This window comes from Streptomyces smyrnaeus (genome assembly GCF_017676345.1).
GTDB classification, from domain to species: domain Bacteria; phylum Actinomycetota; class Actinomycetes; order Streptomycetales; family Streptomycetaceae; genus Streptomyces; species Streptomyces smyrnaeus.
On the sequence record NZ_JAFFZM010000013.1, the window covers coordinates 142,701 to 159,506 of the forward strand.

Annotated in this window: 15 protein-coding genes and 3 pseudogenes; 8 read left to right on the plus strand and 10 right to left on the minus strand. The window is 68.3% G+C overall.

What is annotated here, in order from left to right; translation table 11 throughout:
* Positions 1 to 11 precede the first annotated feature (11 nt).
* Positions 12 to 257, minus strand: a complete 246-nt coding sequence (locus tag JW613_RS36850; RefSeq protein WP_372447978.1) for a universal stress protein — start codon at positions 255 to 257, stop codon at positions 12 to 14.
* Here JW613_RS36850 and JW613_RS21640 point away from each other — a divergent pair.
* Together JW613_RS21640 and JW613_RS21645 are read left to right on the plus strand one after the other, a co-directional pair.
* Positions 168 to 1,334: an NAD(P)/FAD-dependent oxidoreductase gene (locus JW613_RS21640; protein ID WP_245226109.1), complete on the plus strand. Its 1,167-nt coding sequence runs from the start codon at positions 168 to 170 to the stop codon at positions 1,332 to 1,334. The two genes, JW613_RS36850 and JW613_RS21640, sit on opposite strands and share 90 nt — an antisense overlap.
* Before the next feature lie 91 nt (positions 1,335 to 1,425).
* Positions 1,426 to 2,322, plus strand: coding sequence for an RNA polymerase sigma-70 factor (locus JW613_RS21645; RefSeq protein WP_209212503.1), 897 nt, complete (start codon positions 1,426 to 1,428; stop codon positions 2,320 to 2,322).
* A gap of 157 nt (positions 2,323 to 2,479) precedes the next feature.
* Here JW613_RS21645 and JW613_RS36855 read toward each other — a convergent pair.
* The 3 genes and pseudogenes from JW613_RS36855 to JW613_RS21655 all read right to left on the minus strand — a co-directional run.
* Positions 2,480 to 2,702: pseudogene (locus JW613_RS36855) on the minus strand (IS630 family transposase); the annotation flags it as partial.
* 95 nt (positions 2,703 to 2,797) lie between these two features.
* Positions 2,798 to 2,938: a hypothetical protein gene (locus tag JW613_RS21650; RefSeq protein WP_209212504.1), complete on the minus strand. Its 141-nt coding sequence runs from the start codon at positions 2,936 to 2,938 to the stop codon at positions 2,798 to 2,800.
* A 110-nt stretch (positions 2,939 to 3,048) separates the two neighbouring features.
* Positions 3,049 to 3,687 carry a TetR/AcrR family transcriptional regulator gene (locus JW613_RS21655; protein WP_209212505.1) on the minus strand — a complete coding sequence of 213 codons (639 nt, stop codon included), beginning with the start codon at positions 3,685 to 3,687 and terminating at the stop codon, positions 3,049 to 3,051.
* 115 nt (positions 3,688 to 3,802) lie between these two features.
* Between JW613_RS21655 and JW613_RS21660 the strand changes: the two genes are divergently transcribed.
* The 3 genes and pseudogenes from JW613_RS21660 to JW613_RS35915 form a co-directional block, all read left to right on the plus strand.
* Positions 3,803 to 4,591 carry an SDR family NAD(P)-dependent oxidoreductase gene (locus tag JW613_RS21660; RefSeq protein WP_209212506.1) on the plus strand — a complete coding sequence of 263 codons (789 nt, stop codon included), beginning with the start codon at positions 3,803 to 3,805 and terminating at the stop codon, positions 4,589 to 4,591.
* Positions 4,592 to 5,123: 532 nt separating this feature from the next.
* A pseudogene (locus JW613_RS35910) lies at positions 5,124 to 5,198 on the plus strand (hypothetical protein); the annotation flags it as partial.
* 255 nt (positions 5,199 to 5,453) lie between these two features.
* Positions 5,454 to 5,884, plus strand: a pseudogene (locus tag JW613_RS35915) (transposase); the annotation flags it as partial.
* Positions 5,885 to 5,950: 66 nt separating this feature from the next.
* Here JW613_RS35915 and JW613_RS21670 read toward each other — a convergent pair.
* Positions 5,951 to 6,274, minus strand: a complete 324-nt coding sequence (locus JW613_RS21670; protein ID WP_209212507.1) for a hypothetical protein — start codon at positions 6,272 to 6,274, stop codon at positions 5,951 to 5,953.
* Positions 6,275 to 6,642: 368 nt separating this feature from the next.
* Between JW613_RS21670 and JW613_RS21675 the strand changes: the two genes are divergently transcribed.
* Positions 6,643 to 7,353, plus strand: a complete 711-nt coding sequence (locus JW613_RS21675; RefSeq protein WP_209212508.1) for an MOSC domain-containing protein — start codon at positions 6,643 to 6,645, stop codon at positions 7,351 to 7,353.
* A gap of 247 nt (positions 7,354 to 7,600) precedes the next feature.
* Positions 7,601 to 7,870 (plus strand): hypothetical protein, encoded by a 270-nt coding sequence (locus tag JW613_RS21680; protein ID WP_209212509.1) that lies wholly within the window; start codon positions 7,601 to 7,603, stop codon positions 7,868 to 7,870.
* Between the two features lie 22 nt (positions 7,871 to 7,892).
* On the opposite strand, the gene JW613_RS21685 is transcribed toward JW613_RS21680, so the two are convergent.
* From JW613_RS21685 to JW613_RS21705, 5 genes are all read right to left on the minus strand, one after another.
* The gene (locus JW613_RS21685) at positions 7,893 to 8,189 is read right to left on the minus strand and encodes a transposase (RefSeq protein WP_372447979.1); all 297 of its coding nucleotides are present in this window, start codon (positions 8,187 to 8,189) and stop codon (positions 7,893 to 7,895) included.
* Positions 8,190 to 8,244: 55 nt separating this feature from the next.
* Entirely contained in the window at positions 8,245 to 9,825 is a 1,581-nt protein-coding gene (locus JW613_RS21690) for a S41 family peptidase (protein ID WP_209212510.1), read from the minus strand.
* Positions 9,822 to 11,375 carry an amidohydrolase family protein gene (locus tag JW613_RS21695; RefSeq protein WP_209212511.1) on the minus strand — a complete coding sequence of 518 codons (1,554 nt, stop codon included), beginning with the start codon at positions 11,373 to 11,375 and terminating at the stop codon, positions 9,822 to 9,824. The genes JW613_RS21690 and JW613_RS21695 overlap by 4 nt, the downstream gene beginning before the upstream one ends.
* Positions 11,375 to 12,142 (minus strand): uracil-DNA glycosylase family protein, encoded by a 768-nt coding sequence (locus JW613_RS21700; RefSeq protein WP_209212512.1) that lies wholly within the window; start codon positions 12,140 to 12,142, stop codon positions 11,375 to 11,377. Before JW613_RS21700 ends, JW613_RS21695 begins: the two co-directional genes overlap by 1 nt.
* 298 nt (positions 12,143 to 12,440) lie before the next feature.
* The gene (locus JW613_RS21705; protein WP_307865986.1) at positions 12,441 to 14,066 is read right to left on the minus strand and encodes an esterase/lipase family protein; all 1,626 of its coding nucleotides are present in this window, start codon (positions 14,064 to 14,066) and stop codon (positions 12,441 to 12,443) included.
* A gap of 1,200 nt (positions 14,067 to 15,266) precedes the next feature.
* Here JW613_RS21705 and JW613_RS21710 point away from each other — a divergent pair.
* Positions 15,267 to 16,799 (plus strand): aromatic amino acid ammonia-lyase, encoded by a 1,533-nt coding sequence (locus JW613_RS21710; RefSeq protein WP_307865987.1) that lies wholly within the window; start codon positions 15,267 to 15,269, stop codon positions 16,797 to 16,799.
* Positions 16,800 to 16,806: the final 7 nt, after the last annotated feature.

Genomic DNA, 16,806 nt, shown 5'->3' on the forward strand with positions numbered 1-16,806 from the left:
CGGCGGTAAGCCTATGTGTGCGGGACAACGGCTACCGGAGGGGTGGCGTGATGCAAGGCGGCCTGGGTGACCGGCCCCAGACGTGGGCCGAGCGCCGGGCGCCGGACGCGCCTGCCGACCACCAGCAACGAGGCCTCGTCGTGATCGGTGGCGGCTATGCGGGCGTGATGGCCGCGAATCGGCTGACGCAGCGCGTCGACGTGACCGTGACGCTGGTCAACCCGCGCCCGGACCTTGTGCACCGGGTCCGCCTGCACCAGTTGGTGGGCGGGTCCGACGACGCGGTCGTCGCCTACCAGGACGTGCTGTCCGAGCGGGTCAGGCTCGTGGTCGACACCGTCACCAGGATCGACGCGGCCGAGCGCAGCGTGAGGCCGGCGGCCGACAGCACGCTGCCCTACGACTACCTGATCTACGCGGTGGGCAGCGGCAGCGCCGAACCGGGCGTGCCCGGCGCGGCTGAGTTCGCCTACCCGCTCGCCACGCTGGAGGAGGCCCAGCGGCTCCGGGCGACCCTCGACGCCACGCCTGCGGCGGCCCCCGTGACGGTGGTCGGCGCTGGTCCTACCGGCATCGAGATCGCCGCCGAGCTGGCGGATGCCGGCCGCCGGGTGACCCTGGTGTGCGGCGGCGTGCTCGGCCCGTACCTGCACACGCGGGGCCGACGCTCGGTCGCCAAGCGACTGGCCAAGCTCGGTGTGACGGTGATCGACGGCTCGGACGCGAAGGTGACGGCCGTGTCCCGCGACACCGTGCGGCTCGCGAACGGACGTGAGCTGCCGAGCGAGGTCACCGTGTGGACCGTGGGCTTCGGCGTTCCCGACCTGGCCGCGCGCAGCGGGCTGAGCACCGACGCCGTGGGCCGGCTGCTCACGGACGAGACGCTGACGAGCGTGGACGACGCGCGGATCCTCGCGGCCGGGGACTCGGCGGCACCGTCGAACCAGCCGCTGCGGATGAGCTGCCTGAACGCCACGCCGCTGGGCGCGCGCGCCGCCGACACCGTGCTCAGCCGACTCGCGGGCAAGCACCCGGAGACCATCCACCAGGGGTTCTACGCCCAGTGCATCAGCCTCGGCCGGAGCGCCGGCATTTACCAGTTCGCCAACCGGTCGGACGTCGCCGTGTGGCTGCACGTCGACGAAGGCATGGGCGCCAGGATCAAGGAACTGGTCTGCAAAGGCATCCCCGGGCACCTGTCCAAGGAGGCGCACAGGCCCGGTTCGTTCCGCCTGCACCGCGCACCGGGAGGCGTCGCCAAGCGCCGACGGCTACTGCAGGCCAACGGCGCACACCACACCGAGGCACCGACCGCTCCCGGCCGGGCGGGCTGACCGGTGCCTGTCTCGAGGGGCTTGCTGTGAACGCACGCGAACGCGGTCGGCCGCCAAGGCCGACCGCGAAGGACGAGGAGAGTGACGAGTGTTGAGCGACGACGCCACCGAACCGGTGACCGAAACGTTCCTCGCCCACCGCAACCTGCTCTTCACCGTCGCCTACGAGGTGCTCGGATCGGCGGCCGACGCCGAGGACGTCCTCCAGGAGACCTGGCTGCAATGGGCCAAGGCCGACCGGGGGCAGGTGCGCGACCAGCGCGCCTTCCTGGTGCGGATCACCACTCGCCAGGCGCTCAACCGGCTGCGCGCCATCAGGCGCCACCGGGAGGCGTACGTCGGCCCCTGGCTGCCCGAACCACTGATCACCGCGCCGGACGTGGCCGAGGACGTCGAGCTCGCCGAGAGCGTGTCGATGGCCCTGATGCTGGTCCTGGAGACGCTGTCGCCGACCGAGCGGGCTGTCTTCGTGCTGCGCGAGGTCTTCGACATCGGCTACGACGAGATCGCCGCCGCCGTCGACAAGAGCCCTGCGGCCGTCCGCCAGATCGCCCACCGCGCCCGTCGGCACGTCGACGCCCGGCGCCCCCGCCAGATGGTCTCCTCGAACGAGGGCCAGGCGGTCCTGGAGTCCTTCCGGCGTGCCGTGGAGACCGGGGACTCGCAGGCCCTCCTCGACGTGCTCGCCCCCGAGGTCGTCCTGATGAGTGACGGCGGCGGCCTCAAGCACGCCGCACAGCGGCCGGTGACCGGCGCCGAGCGCGTGGCCCGGATGTTCGCCGGCGGCATCGGCAAGGTCGAAGGCACGTTCACCACCGAACCGACCCTGGTCAACGGCCACCCGGCCCTGCTCGTGCGCATGGGCGGCGAGATCGACGGTGTCATGGCGATCAGTGTCGAGAACGGCCTCATCACCGGCCTCTACTACGTCCGCAACCCCGAAAAGCTGCCCCACGTCACTTCCGCAACCCCGCTCACTCTTCGCTGAGCACCAACGGACTGGGTCTCGGATCAGAAAAGGAAGCAAATTGATGACCATGACGGCGCATGGATCGGTTTCGCTGCTGCCCCTGCACTGCGCCGACCGGGGCAGTCGGGAGGTCGCCGACCTGGTCGGTTCCTGGCCGGTGACAGGGCACCGTTCATCACTGGCAGCGTGTCCACCATCGCTGGGGGCCGGTTGGCCGGACGGCGTTCCAATTGGCGAGCCGGCTGCGGATGTCGCGTTCGAGCGCTTGGACGGAGCGGTGGACACCGTGCTTGAGCTTCTCTTGCGTGAGTTCGGCCAACCACCGCTCCACGAGGTTCGGCCACGCCGAACTCCTGGTGTGCCAGCAGCCACTGCTTGACGGCGGGTGTCTTGTGGGTGACCCGCCGTTGTACTCATTGGCGCCGAGGGGGGCCGTGCCCTCGCGGGAAAGCGATGGCAGCGGGATGCCCGGGGTGGTTGGAGCCTGAACCTCTCATGAGCTGCTCCTGCTGACCAATACCCACACGAACAGCAGGGCAAGATCGACATCTCCCGGCTGGCGCAGCACTTCCGGGCGGTCGGAATCGTCCGGGAGAAGGGCGACGAAACCTATCGCGTCTTCCTCAAGACCCACGCGCTCACTCCGAGCGCCTGCTGGATGATCGGCAACTCGCCGAAGGGGTCGAGGGCCTGCCTGTGCGGGAGATATCGGATGATCACGCAGAGCGGTGGGGCACTGGTGCCTCAGGCGCCGGGGGTCCCCGGCGCGCCGTATCGGGCGAGCATGGTCAGCACCGCTTGGTCGACCGCGTTGGTGATGGCGGAGTCGTCGGGCTCCCAGCGCGCGAGCAGCATCCGCGGCCAGAACACGTAGTTGGAGATCATCCCGAGGAACTGGGTCGCCGCCATCTCCGCATCGTCGAGCCGTGCCGTGCCGGCGGCGTTTTCCGCTTCCAGGTAGCGGCGGACCGATTCGAAGTAGGGCATCTTGCCGAGATTGAACTGGGTCTCGCCGAGTCCGGGGAAGCGCGGTACCTCGGCGATGACGATGCGGAAGAGGGCGGCCATGCCGGGCTGGGTGAGAAGGTCCACGTAGCGGCGTCCGATGGTCTCAAGTCCTGCGCGGAGGTTCCCTGGCTGGGGGAGGGGCGCCTCCTCGTCGTCGACCTTCCAGTATTCGGTGACGATCGCCTCGAACAGAGCCGCCTTGGTGGTGAATTGCTTGAACAGAGTCGCCCGCGACACTCCGGCCGCCTCGGCGATGCGGGCCAGCGAGGTGCCGTCGTAGCCGGAGTCGAGGAACAGCTTCGTCGCTGCCTCGATGATGGACGTCCGCTTCTGCGCTGCCACGCGCCGGTGGTATTCCGAAGGCTGTGCCGTCATGCCCTCCAGTATGCCTCTCGCTGCAAGGTGAGTCACTTGACTCACCTTCAGCCTGCTCTTACCTTGTGAGAGGAGGTGAGTCACTCGACTCACCATTAGCCTGGAAGGAAGCATCATGGGGCGCTTTGAGGGCCAGACCGTCATCGTCACGGGCGGCAGCGGGGGTATGGGCAGCAGTCATGTGCGGGGCTACCACGCCGAGGGGGCGAACGTCGTCATTGTCGGCCGCGACGACGACGCCGGCCGCGATCTCGCTGCTCAGCTCGGTCATCGGGCTCTGTCCTTTCACCTGGATGTCGCCAGCGAGGGCGACTGGGAGGCACTGGTGCGAGAAGTCGAAGGCCACTTCGGGCCGATCACCACCCTGGTGAACAATGCGGGCGTCCAGAACCCGGCGGCCCCTATCGAGCACACCGAACTCCGCACCTGGGAGCACACCTTCAGCGTCAATGTCACCGGCCAGTTCCTCGGCATCAGGGCCGTGGCTCCGTCGATGCGCAGGGGCGGCGGCGGAACCATCGTCAACATCGCCTCGACCATGGCCCACGTCGGCACGGCCTTCTACGCCCCCTACGCCGCCAGCAAGTGGGCCGTGCGCGGGCTGACCAAGACGGCCGCGCTGGAGCTGGGGCGGGACAACATCCGGGTCAACTCCATCCACCCCGGCGTCGTCTCCACACCGCTGATCAACGAACCCACCGTCGCAGGCCAGCCGGCCATCGCCGACTTCTACTCGCCCGATCCTTTCGCCATTCCCCGCCTCGCCGAACCCTCTGAGATCACCCGCCTGTTGCTCTTCATCACCTCCCGGGACGCATCTTTCGCCACCGGCTCGGAATTCGTCCTGGACGGGGGCCTGCTGCTCGGCCCTGCACTGCAACCCGAAGCCGACATCGCAGCTTGAGCCGGCATTGCAGTACGGAGCGTGCAGTCGCGGGTGCCCATCTTGTCTTGCTCAAGGCGAAGCGACTTGCCTTGCGATTCGGCAGGGTTTGGGGAGGGGCACGGCAGGCTCCTGTTGAGTCTTGTTCTGCGGGCACGTGATGCCGGCTCGTTCGGTCGGAACCGGGCGGTGAGCTGACGGTAGGGGAGCTGTGTGCCAGGTGCCGTCAGGGCTTCGGGGGAGAATGCGCCCGCGGAGGCGGCTATCAGTTGGTCGACGGCTATCGCACCCGCCTGACCGGGATGAGCGAGGGCGAGGCGCGGGCGCTGTTCTTCGCCGGGCTGCCCGGCCCGCCGCCGACCTGGGGCTCGCGGCTGAGATGACCGCAGCACGGCTGAAGCTGCTGGCCGCGCTGCCGACCGGACTGCGTGAGGAGGCCGAGCGGAGGGCGGCGGTGTTCCACCTGGATGCTCCCGGCTGGTAGCGGGAACCCGAGCAGACGCCGTATCTGCCCTTGTTCGTCGATGCGGTGATCACCCAGCGTGCGGTGCACGTGCGCCACCGTCGCTGGCACGCGCCGCAAGAGGTGCGCCGCCGCCTTCGACCCTACGGCCTGGTTCTCAAGTCCGGTGTCTGGTACTTCGTGGCCGCTGGGAAGAACCGGATCGCGACCTACCGGGTGACCCGGTGGCGCGGGCAGTCGACTCCACCGCGACCGCCGCTGGGGCGAGGGATGGGTCGAGGTCGTCGCGCCGACCGAACTGCGTCAAGCCATGGCCGACACAGTGGGCGTACTTGCCGAAGCCTAAGGATCCGCCGGTGTGGGACAGGCGATCGGCTCACTCACCAGCAACATCAAATGAGGCGGCACACCCTGACGCCCGACCGCATCATCGACCACCTCGACCCTGCGCCCGCGCTCCAGCGACGCCAACAGTGCCCCCAAGGACACCGTGCTGATCGTGGACGGAACCCCGGTTCCCGCCCGCGGCCACACCAGCGCCGAGCAACCGAAGAACTACAGGTACGCAGCCAGCCACCAGGTCGTCTTCGACACCGACACCCGGCGCGTCACCATCGGCCGTCCCCTGCCCGGGAATCGCAACGACTGCAAGGCGTGGGAGCTGTCCGGCGTCAGGGATGCCGTCGGGAAGAACACGGTGCTCGGGGCGGCGGCTGCGGGGGCACCGGCCTGGTCACCCGCACCGCCACGAGAGCGGCCGGCCGAACTTCCGGCAGGACGATTGCGCGCGGCTGCGCTGCAAAGGCGACGGCGTCCATCACGCCATTCTCGGCATCGCCCGCATGCACAACTGTCCTTGCTGGGTGACGCAGGGACCAGCAGGCCATCCAGCACGACAGAGAGCGTTTACGGGATACTCAGATGGGGTTGCAGTGGGAGCCGACGATATCGTTGTTGCTGCCCACGACGACTTTGACGATCTCGCATTCGTAGAGCCAGCGTCGACTGTCCGGCTTCGTGATCAGAGTGTTTTCCATGGGTTCATGATTGATGAACAAGGGCGTGCAGTTGAATCCGTCCAGCATGTGCAGACCGGAGTCGTAGTCCAGGTGTCGGCACTGGTAGTCGCGGAATGCGACGGCGCTCGATGCGGGCGCGGTGACCCCGATCGACGTCGCGGCGGCGAGCCCCACGGTGACGATGGCGATGACCGGACGGCGGACAAGCGATCGCAGGTTCATGTGCGATTCCCCCTTCCTCTCGGGTCGCCTTGGCCCGCTTGCCGCCGCCTCCGCTGCCAGGACCAGGCGAGAACGACCTCTCAGCAGGGACATGCCCGGCACCCGCTCAAAGAAGCAGAAGCATTACCGCTATTCACTCAAAAGCATTGCTTCCTCGCCAATACCCGCTGCTGCGGGCCTTCCTGGGCAAGAGTCGGCGCTCAGGATGGCGGAGGAACGCGCCGCATGGCGTCCCGTCCGCGCGCTTCGCCGGTGTTGAGCACGGACAGGAAGTCGGATCTCACCTTCGCCGGGTCGGCGGCGTGTCCGGGCTCGGGTCAGTCTTGCCCGGCCAGTGAGTAGGCCCTCGCTCTTGTAGCCTCATCCGGATGGTAACCGAAGCGGGCGTGATCGAACGGATCTGGCGGTATCCGATCAAGTCGACAGGGGGCGAGATACTCGACCAAGCGGAGGTCGAGGAAAGAGGGTTTGTCGGCGACCGTCTCTTCGCGGTGCGCGACGCTCACGGTAAGTTCGGCTCGGGGAAGAACACCCGTCGCTTCCGCAGGATGCAGGGACTGCTGCAGCTGCGTTCCCGGTACGTGGACGACGCTGGTGAGCCTGAACTGCTCGACCCGAGGGGCACGGTGGTACCGGATCGGAGCGCCTATCTTCGCCGTTACCTCGGTCGCGAGGACGTCGAGGTGGCTCGCGAGGGGGCAATCTCTCACTTCGACCAGTTGCCTATCAGTGTGTTGACCACGGCCACCCTTGACTGGGTGCGTTCGGCGGTGCCCGATGTACCCGTCGATGAGCGACGCTTCCGGCCGAACCTCCTGGTACGCACACCACCAGGCACTCCTCCGTTCGTAGAGGACGAGTGGTTCGGGAGCAAGGCGCGGATAGGCGACGCGGTATGCATTGAGTTCGTGCGGTCGAGTGAGCGATGCGTGATGACCAACGAGGCTCAGCATGACCTCCCTCACTCCCCGCTGGTATTGCGAGCCATCACGAAAGCGCACGACATGCGGTTGGATGGGCTTGCCACGGTTGTGTCGCCAGGGCACGTGCGGGTCGGAGACCCCGTTGTTCTGCTCTGACGGCCCTCGAAAGCGGGCAGAAAGCCGGGAGGGCCGCCGATAAGGATCAGGCGACAACTGATCGACGGCATACGCTGCCGCCTCGAATTCGGAAAGGCCGCGGACCCGGACCGAGGTGCGGGCCCGCGCCGAGAAGGCGTACGCCTCCCGCAAGAACCGAGGCTCCCAGGGCGGCTGGCCACCAAAGTCCGACCCGAAAGACTTAGACGTCGTGTCGTTTGGCGTCGATCGGTAGGCTCTGGCCGAGATGAGCGTGGACGACAAGACCGAGACCGCCTGCCGGATCTGCGGGTACGATGATGGCGAAGCGGTGTTCGACGAGTACGGCGTACCGCAGTACGTCATCTGCCCCTGCTGCTACAACGAATCCGGCATTGGCGATGACAACGTGTCGCAGGTCCGCGAGCTGCGTGGATACTGGGTCGCCAGCGGCGCCCAATGGCACGCCCCAAAATTCCGTTCAACCGACTGGGACCTGATGACGCAGCTCGCCAACATTCCACCCGAGTGGCGCTGACCTGGAGTGTCGACGGGTTTTGCTACCTGGCGAGTCGCCGGTAGCAGATGAGGGTAGCGGCGATACCGGCGAAGGCGAGGAAGTGGTCGGCCTTGCGCTCGTAGCGACGGTGCAGACGGCGGCATCCTGCAAGCCAGGACATCGTTCGCTCGATCGTCCAGCGGTGGCGCCCGAGCCGCTCGAAGGACTCGGTGCCTTTGCGGGCGATGCGGGGTGTGATCTTCCGGGAACGGAGCCACTGTCGCAAGTGGCGGTTGTCGTAGGCCTTGTCCGCATGGAGTTTGACCGATCGGCGTCGACCATGACCAATGATGTGCAAGCCATGACTTGCCTGTGGTCGCCGTGGAGCGAAGCCGGCACTGCCCCCGGGGGAGTCAGGACAGCAGGGCGGCGGCAGCCGTCAGGAGGTCCTGGTTACGGCCGGTGACGTCGCGTTCGGTCAGCTCGTGCACCTCGTCCGCCTGCACACCGAGGTCCTCGAGCGGAACATCGACGTTGCCGCGCGTCCGGGTGGCGCGCCGGAGTGCGACACGGAACCCGGCGCCGCGCGGCAGCTCGCCGAGCAGTTCGGGCAGCCATACGCGCAGCAGTTCGTGCGTCCACACGTTGGCACCGCCGCCCCCGGACCGCCACGCGGTCCCCAGAACGGGGCCGAGGTCGTTGTCCTGGAAGCCGGCGGCGAAGATGTCTGCGGCCGAGTAGGACAGCGCGTCGGTGATCAGAATCTTCGGTCCGGTGTAGCGTGGCAGCCCTGCGGTGACCGCTTCCGGGTCGGTGAGCGGGAAGCCCTGGGAGTGCACCTCGCCGGTTTCCACGGCGTCGCGGATCGAGCTCGACCAGACGCGGAAGCTCGGGTTGGATCGGGCCAGTACGAGCGCACTGCGCGTGGTCGGTAGCGAGAAGCTCACCGGGACGACAGGATGCCCGCTCAGGATCTGCAGCGCGGACTCCGCCGCCGGGACATGGCCGCCCGGGTTGCCACGGATGTCCACGATCAGCCCCTCCGACGGAGCGCGCGCCACCATCCGAGCCAGGTGCTCGGCGAACAGCCGCGCCCCCGAGACGTTGAACGAGAAGATGCGCAGGTAGCCGTAGGAACGTCCGCGCAGCCGCTGCGTCCGATAGGCGACCACACCGCGGAAGGCACGCGGAGAGGGGCGCCGCGCCTGGGGCGGGGCGAACAAGGCGCGTTTGATCTGCCGCGTGGCCTCGTTTCCGGCGTCGATGCCGAGGCTGGTGGCCAGGGTGGGCACCGGGTCCTGCGCGCGGCCCGCGCGCCACTCGGCGGCGCGCACCCGCCACGGTAGACGCGTCTCGCGGCGCCGGCCGGCACGGGTGCGGTAGGTCAGCAGTACCCAGCGCTCGTCGGGCGGTGGACCGGTGCGCAACGAGCGCAGGGTCAGCGCCTCCAGGCCGCGCGCCAGGCGCGCGTCCGGGTTGGAGCCCGCCTGTGCTGCCGCGTTGCGCTCGATCGTGCGTTCGATCGGCACGCCGTTCCAGGTCTCCAGCTCGGCCCCGACGTCGAAGCCCGCGTGCACGAGCGAGCGGTCGATCTTGGAGACGATGTGGTGCGGCCTGCCGTCCGGGTCGACGTAGCGCTCGACGAGGAAGCCCAGCGTCGCCACATGACCGCGGTACGGGTCCGGCAGCTGGTAGCCGGTGTGCAGGTCCCGCAGTTCCCGGAAGACACCCGCCAGCTCGGCGTGGAACTGCGGCTCGCTGAGCGGTCTCAGGCGGCGTTCCAGCAGCCTCAGGCGCTGGACCGGGTCGGTGGCGTGCATCGCCCGCTTCAGCGGGAGGTGCACGTACAACTCCTCGAGCAGCACCCGGGCCGCGGCCACCAGGCGGTAGCGGTCCGCGAGCGGCAGCGGGTCGTCGGCGGCCCGTTCCAGGAAAGCGTCGAGCCCGATCGAGTCGGGCAGGGTGTGGGTCGGCTGTGCCACCGTCGTGCTCATGTGTAGTACTCCGCGAGGTGCTGGAGCTGGGGCACACCGCTGCGGGCCACGGCGGCGAAGTAGGCGGCGTCGTGCGTGAGCGGGTCCAGACGCGGTACGACCAGGTCCTGCGGAACCTCGGCCGCGGCGGCGAACGTGCCCGCGTCGCCTTCCGGCATGTCCCCGAAGAGCACGAGCGGCGCCTCGGGATCGTCCAGCGGGCCGCCCCAGTCCGCGAGCGCGTCCTGCGCGGCATGCCAGGCGGCCACCGGATCGGCGCGTACCTTCTCCAGCGCGCGCTTGACGCCGGGCCAGTCGAGGGTGGCGTCGGCGCGGTCCGGCTGCCGTACGGCCACCCGGCGCTTGAGCCCGGCCACCGTGAGGGTGTCTGTGTGTGTCGCACCGGAGGCGGTCATCAGCCCCGGCGTCCCGTAGAACGGCCGGCCGCGCACCAGTACCAGCCGCACGTGCCGCTCGGTGGCGTTGATCAGATTGCGATACACGTCCCGGTCCGGGTCGTGGCGATCGAGTACGAGCAGGTCCGCGGCGCTGCCCCGCTGCAACCGGCCCACCTGCGGCCCCCAGGCGGTCGCCAGCGCGTCACCGGGATTGGCGGTGACCATGTCGCACAGCTCCCGGTCGCTGAAGTGCCCATCCAACTCATGCCGGTTGACGGCGTCGGCGACCTTCAGCTCGCCGAGCACATGCTTGGTTCCCGACGGTGACCAGTCGGAACCCAGCGCGATCCGCAGCCCCTTCCTGTCGGCCTCTACCACGCTCGTCGTCTCGTGGTAGAGCCAGTAGTTGGAGAACGGCGACCATACGACCGTGCCCCGCGCCGCGGCGTCGATCGCCGCCACCGCCTCCTGCCATGTCCCGAAGTCGGCGCGGGTCAGTGCGGTGCCGTGCACGCCGATCAGGCCGGGCTTCAGACACGGCCCGAGGTCAACGAACTCGTCGTGCACGGTCGAGCCACGCCTGCCCTCCGCGACGTGGTAGATCAGCACTCGGGTGCCGTCGAGCTTGTCCGCCCGGCTGTCGCGCAGCTCTTCGGCGTCGAGCTGGAGCGCCGCGGTCATCACCATGTCGGTGCCTGTCGGCAGCTTCTCGTTGTCGATGATCCGCAGCAGCCAGCCGTCGACGTGGCGGGTGGAGCGTGGGGCGCCCTGGATGGCCGTTGTGCCACCGATCAGCGCCTTGACCTCGATGTATTTGACCAGTGCCTCGGGCGCCGCGTGACCGAGCACCTTGGCGGGCCAGGTGACAGAGGTGGAATAGTCGGGCGGACGCCGTTCGCCGACCCAGCGGTCGTGGTGCGCGTAGGGCACACCGACCGCCTCCCACAGGGGGAGCGTGTTGTACGCGAGGTGGTTGTGAAGGTCGACCAGACCGGGGAGGATCATCGCCTCCGTGTCGATCCGCGGCGCGTCGGAGAAACCCGCGGGCGGAGCCTGACCGGCCGACCGTACCGCGGCCAGCCGGCCGTCGTCGCCCACGTACACGGCGCCAGGGTCCAGGACCCGATGGTCGTCGTCGAAGGTGACGACCGTGCCTCGGAGCACGAGTGCCATCAGTCCGGCGCCTTCCAGACCAGCGTGTGCCCGTCGTCCGGCGACGGGCGGCTGACGGAGTTCTGCGCTCCACTCGGTCTGGCACGCACCCACGCGTCGTCGCCCAGGAACGCGGGCGCACCGAAGGGCAGGTCGCGCCGGGGGATCGGGCTGTAGTCGGCCTCCGAGAAGTCCGCCCCGTAGGTGGGGCCGGTGTTGTCGCCGTCGTCGTCCGGCGTCACGATCTCGCGCAGCTGTGTGACGGCGCCGCGCCAGGCGCCGAGTAGCGCCTCGGGGTCGTGGCTGGAGGGGTGGGGCACCTCGACCAGCGTGACCTGTGGCCGTGACGTCCACAACCGCACCGCCTCCCGGGCCATGAACCCCATCGCGACGATGGCCTGGAGCGTCGGATCGGTCGCCCGGTCGAAGACCGCGTTCCGCCACTGCGTCTGTGCCGGATCGGCCAGGCCGTCCTTCATCGCGAACGCCTGACTCGGGTGCACCGCGTACGCCCACGCGTTCAGACAGACATAGGAGCGGGTCAGCCCCAGCTTGGTGAGGAAGCCCTGCACCCGTTGGCCGGCGTTGCCGACGAGGCTGCGTCCGGCGATCCGCTCGGTCGGTCCGGGGTCCGAGGCGACGATCAGCACACGGGCTGAGCCGTCGAGCCGGCCGCGGTAGAAGATCGGCCCCCAGTCGTACCAGAACGCGGACTCGACGGGCGGGTCGGGTACTTGCGCGAACAGCTCCGCGAACTGAGCCGTCGGCCCGCGGTCGAACTCCGGCATGACGCAGTGCCTCCTCGCCGTCGGGTACTCGTCGCCCCAGCTGCAAACAGCGCACCTCGGCACTCCAGGGCGAGCTGCGGGCCTGTCGGCCGTGATGGGATCCGACTCCATGGATCACTCCGCGCCACTCCGCGCAAACCACGACAGCCGCCAACTGGCCGAGAGGAGGAGTAGGACGACAGCTCGGAGAGCAGCCGCGTCCTCCGATCGGCTGACACCTGCTGTCGCCTGGCGTGCATCGACGCAGGCAAAAATGTGCGGGACGGAGGCGGCCGACGGCCGACCGCGTATGAATCGGTCACCGAGCGGTGCGGCGGTCGTGCACATGAATCCTCACCGTGGCGTCGGCGCCCAGGACGGGGAGAGCGCGGGCCGTGGGTGGCAGATCGATACGGCAAAGGCGGTCCTCGCCGTCGCGCTCCATCGTCGCCGGGTGGCGCTGTGCCGGAGGCAGGCCGTCGGTGATCGGGTCGAAGCTGTCGCTGGGGCCCTCGACCATGGAATTCCACGCCGCCCATGCCTGGATATCGCCGCTCTGGGCGTCGGGCCCGATGTCGACGATGAGGGAGTCGCTCCAGGCCGGCACCTGCTCCAGGTGGTCGGCGAAGCGGAAGTGGTCGTCGTGTCCGTCGAGCTTGAACACCCGAAGCGTGAGGCTGTAGCGCATACGCGGAGCGGCGCTCTTGTCCGAGGGAATCCCCGGCTCGGGGCGAGCAGGCTCCAACAGAAAGGTGGCGGCCAGCGGAACGGCACCGTCGGGGCTTCCTTCCAGGCGTCGGACCTCCTGGCTGAGCTGAATCGGACACCAGTGGGAGGTTCGCTGGTCACTGATGATGACGGGAAGTCCGCGGATGGCGAGGCGCATATCCGCCTGCCACTGTTCGTCCTCCACGGCGGCAGGCAGGCCGGTGAGACCGAGGGCGACCTGCCAGGGCCCGAAGAGGAAGCGCCGTAGGTTCTGGTAGCCCTCTTCGGAATTCACCTCGCCGTAGGGACCTGAGTGGGAACGGTGTACGTAGGCGCGGTGGGCGCGGCGCACATAGGCGTGGTCGATGGACACCAGGCCGTCGCTCTTGGGGCCGACGGTGAGCCGGGCGAGCCCGTAGTCCTTGGGGTTGGTGCCCACGAGACAGAAGATGTCCTCGGTGGGGAAAACTTCCTCTGGCACGGTCTGCGGATCGAAGGCGGACGAGCGCGGGGGAGTGTCGCCGAACTTCGCCCCGGGCTCGAGGTAGCCGTACATCTTCTCCGGGGCGAAGATGTCCGAACCGGCCGGTCCGAAGGCCTGCTGCGCCCAGTCGAGGGCATCGAGCTGGAAGTCGATACCGCCGTGCGGAGTGCCGTAGGTGAAGAACTTCGCCACCAGGTCCTTGGCCAGCAGCCGGGACCGGCCGTCCTCCTGTGGCTGGAAGCAGATCTTCTGCATCATGCAGCGCACGACCAGACCACCCATCGAGTGGGCCACGAGGTGGACTTTGGGGGCTCCGGTCTTCTGCAGGATCAGCGTGATCAGGTCGTACAGGCCGGCGGCTGCCGCCTCGATGTTGAAACCGTTGGCGGTCACCCGGTGGTGCACCTTGCTCCAAAGGTGCTTGAACACGTTCTCGTGCGGGGGCGGAACAAAGGTGGTGGCTGCCTGGTCGTAGAACCGGTACACCCACAGTGAGGCAGGCGGAAGCGCCGCGTCGGCGGAGTCGAGGAGGTGCCGGTGCTGGTCTCCCTGTACGAGCAACCGGTAGCCCTCGTCGCCCATCAAACGCAGCAGTGGACCTTCGAACTGGTAGAAGCGGGGGTCGCCGTCTCCTCCGATACGTACGTGCGTGGCGCCGCGATTGAACCCGTAGAAGGGGTCGTCCACCACGTTGTCGATACCGGCCGTCGGCCCGGCGTATCCCCGCACGTAGATGATCGGCAACTTGTCCACCGGAGTCTCCCGAAGCGCGCGACGCGGCGAGGTGCTACCGGAACAGCTCCGGTCCAGACGCACTCTGTCTGCGATGCAAGGGTGCCGTGCGAATGCTCGGCCGCTGCGCACCGCCACAGCTCGGGGCGGACACACCAGTCGGACAGCGGACACGGTGAACGTCACAGGCGGTGTGACCCGGGGTGCCTCTATGCGTGAGCGCACTGGTCACCAACGCCATCCGCCATCCGCCATGCGACCGGGCCGGTCTGCCTTCGCCTGATCCGTGACCGCTGCCTGATGTGCGGGTCATCCCCGCCTCTTCGGCCGTCCAGGAAGCATCGGACGGCAGGCGGAGAGCGTGCGCACGAGCCGGGAACGCACATCAACGCGAGCTGCTGACGGTGCTTCCGGTGCTTCCGACGAGACGGATCCACCAGGCTCCTGCCCGCGTGGCTCAACCGGTCAGCGACCTGACCTACGTCCACGTGACCGCAAACGCTCGCGTGGCGGGTTCACCACGAAGCTGCACCTGGCCGTGCAACGCCGTCGAGCAGCGCCAGGGGCCCATGCCGATCGCGGCCGGCAGGACAGCGCGGGACTCGCCGCAGTTCGAACTACCTGCGGCCGGGCTCCCCGGCCACAGATGTGTTCATCACGCACGGCTGGGAGAGCCGCCGCAGGGGCACACCGCCGGAGTCGTGCCGGCCCGCCACATGGGACGGCCCCCACTGAGGGGTGACGGCAGGGCCTCGTAGTGCTGGGCGAATCAGGCCCGCCGCCCGCCGACTCGGCGGCGCTCACTGAGCAGGCCGCGCACTGCTCGCAGGCGAAGGCTCCGCGCGCTCCTCGGACAGGCCATGGCTACCCGTAAGAGCTGGCGTCTGCTGCGCAAGCCGCGATGCTGCACCATCCGCGTCACCAGACTTGTCCAGGCCGCCCCTCACCCTGCACATGACCTGCTCGAACTGAAGTCGAAATGACTCACTGACCCGGCACCGTCTGTGTGAAGTCGGAGGTCGGCCTGGCTCACGTAGCCAGCAGAAGAGTCCACGAGAGCGCAAGGCGCGCTTTCAACGTATTCACGCATCCGGGGGAGGGCCCGGGTTCCGGCACGGAGTTCTCGTTGCCCACCATGCAGAACACGAAGGGCAATGCCGCGCCGTGGCATTGGAGCCCGCGAGATGCGGGGCTTCTGCTGCTGCCTGTACGGAGGTGTGAGTGACTTCGCCGGCCGATCAGTCCGAAACGATGCTGCAGATATCCACCAGTACGAAGCTCCGGCTGCGCGACCTGGAGCGCATGCGTGAGCCGGTGAGAATTCGGATCGATGGCACCGTGCGCCACCGCATTGAGGTGTGTCGCGACTTCATGCTCGGCAGCCTGGACAGGGGCCGCTCCGTGTACGGGGCGACGACCGGGTTCGGCCCGCTGGTCAGTTTTCGCGGGCGTGAGACCACGGCGGAGCAGTGCGAGAACGCGCTCAACCACCTCATTGCAGGGCAGGGCGTGGATCTGGAGTCTTCGGTGGTGCGGGCGGCGATGCTCGTACGACTGCATTCGCTGTGCCAGGGCCGATCCGGGGCGTCCCTCGCCGTGGTGGAAGGGTTGGCACATGCTCTGGGGACGGACTTCGCGCCAGCGGTGCCCCGGCTGGGGTCACTCGGGGCAAGTGGCGATCTGATTCCGCTCGCCTATGTGGCCCGTGCACTGCAGGGCCATGGTCATGCTTACACCGGCGGAGAACGTCTTACCGCCGGTGAGGCTCTCGCGGAGCTGGGTCTGAAGCCGGTGGAGCTCGACGGGCGTGACGCTCTGGCCTTGGTGAATGGAACATCCTTGACCGCGGGTGCGGGTGCCCTGGCCGTGTCCTCCCTGCAGAGGTCGCTGCGCGGTGCGGTGCTGCTCGTGGCGTTGCTCGTGGACATCCTGGGCTGCTCCTCTGCGTTCGTGGACGCGAGGCTGCTCGCCGCCTTCGGGCACCCGCACGCAGCTCTGGCAGGTGAACGCCTCAACCAGCTGCTCAAGGGCCTCGTTCCTTCGGGCACGCGCGGATTGCAGGAGCCGTACAGTATCCGCTGCGCTCCTCAGCTGATCGGTGCCGCGGCCTCTTTCGTGGAGCATTGCGCCGGGGTGATGTGCGATGACATCAACGCCATCAGTGACAATCCGCTGTTCTTCCCGGAGCAGGACGTGGTCGCGCACGGCGGTAACTTCTTCGGGCAGCCGGCCGCGTTCAGCGGGGACGCGCTCGCCGTGACCGCCGTGCAGCTCGGGAATCTGGCCGAGAGGCAACTCGACTTACTCATCGATCCACACCGCAACGGAGGACTGCCGCCCATGCTGGCGCCCGAGCCGGGCCGTCAACATGCCGTGCAGGGAGTGCAACTCGCGGCCACGGCACTCATTGCGTCGATGCGTCGTGCCGCCATACCTGCCTCGACCCAGAGCCTGCCGACGAACCTCCACAACCAGGATGTGATTCCGTTCGGTACTCAGGCTGCGCTCAACGCCCTCGACCTCGCCACAAAGCTGCGGCTCCTGCACGGATCCCTTGCTGTCGCCCTGCGCCAAGCCGCATGTGTGGGAACGCGTCAGCCAACAGCGCCGCTGTGCACAGAGCTTCTCAGCAAGATCAGTGCGGAGATCCCACCCATCGACGGGGACCGCCCCCTGGATGCTGATGTTCGTCGCGCCGCCGCTCTCCTCGACGACATGGCCGACACCTATCTGACCGACGGGCAGGGCCTGTAATGACACA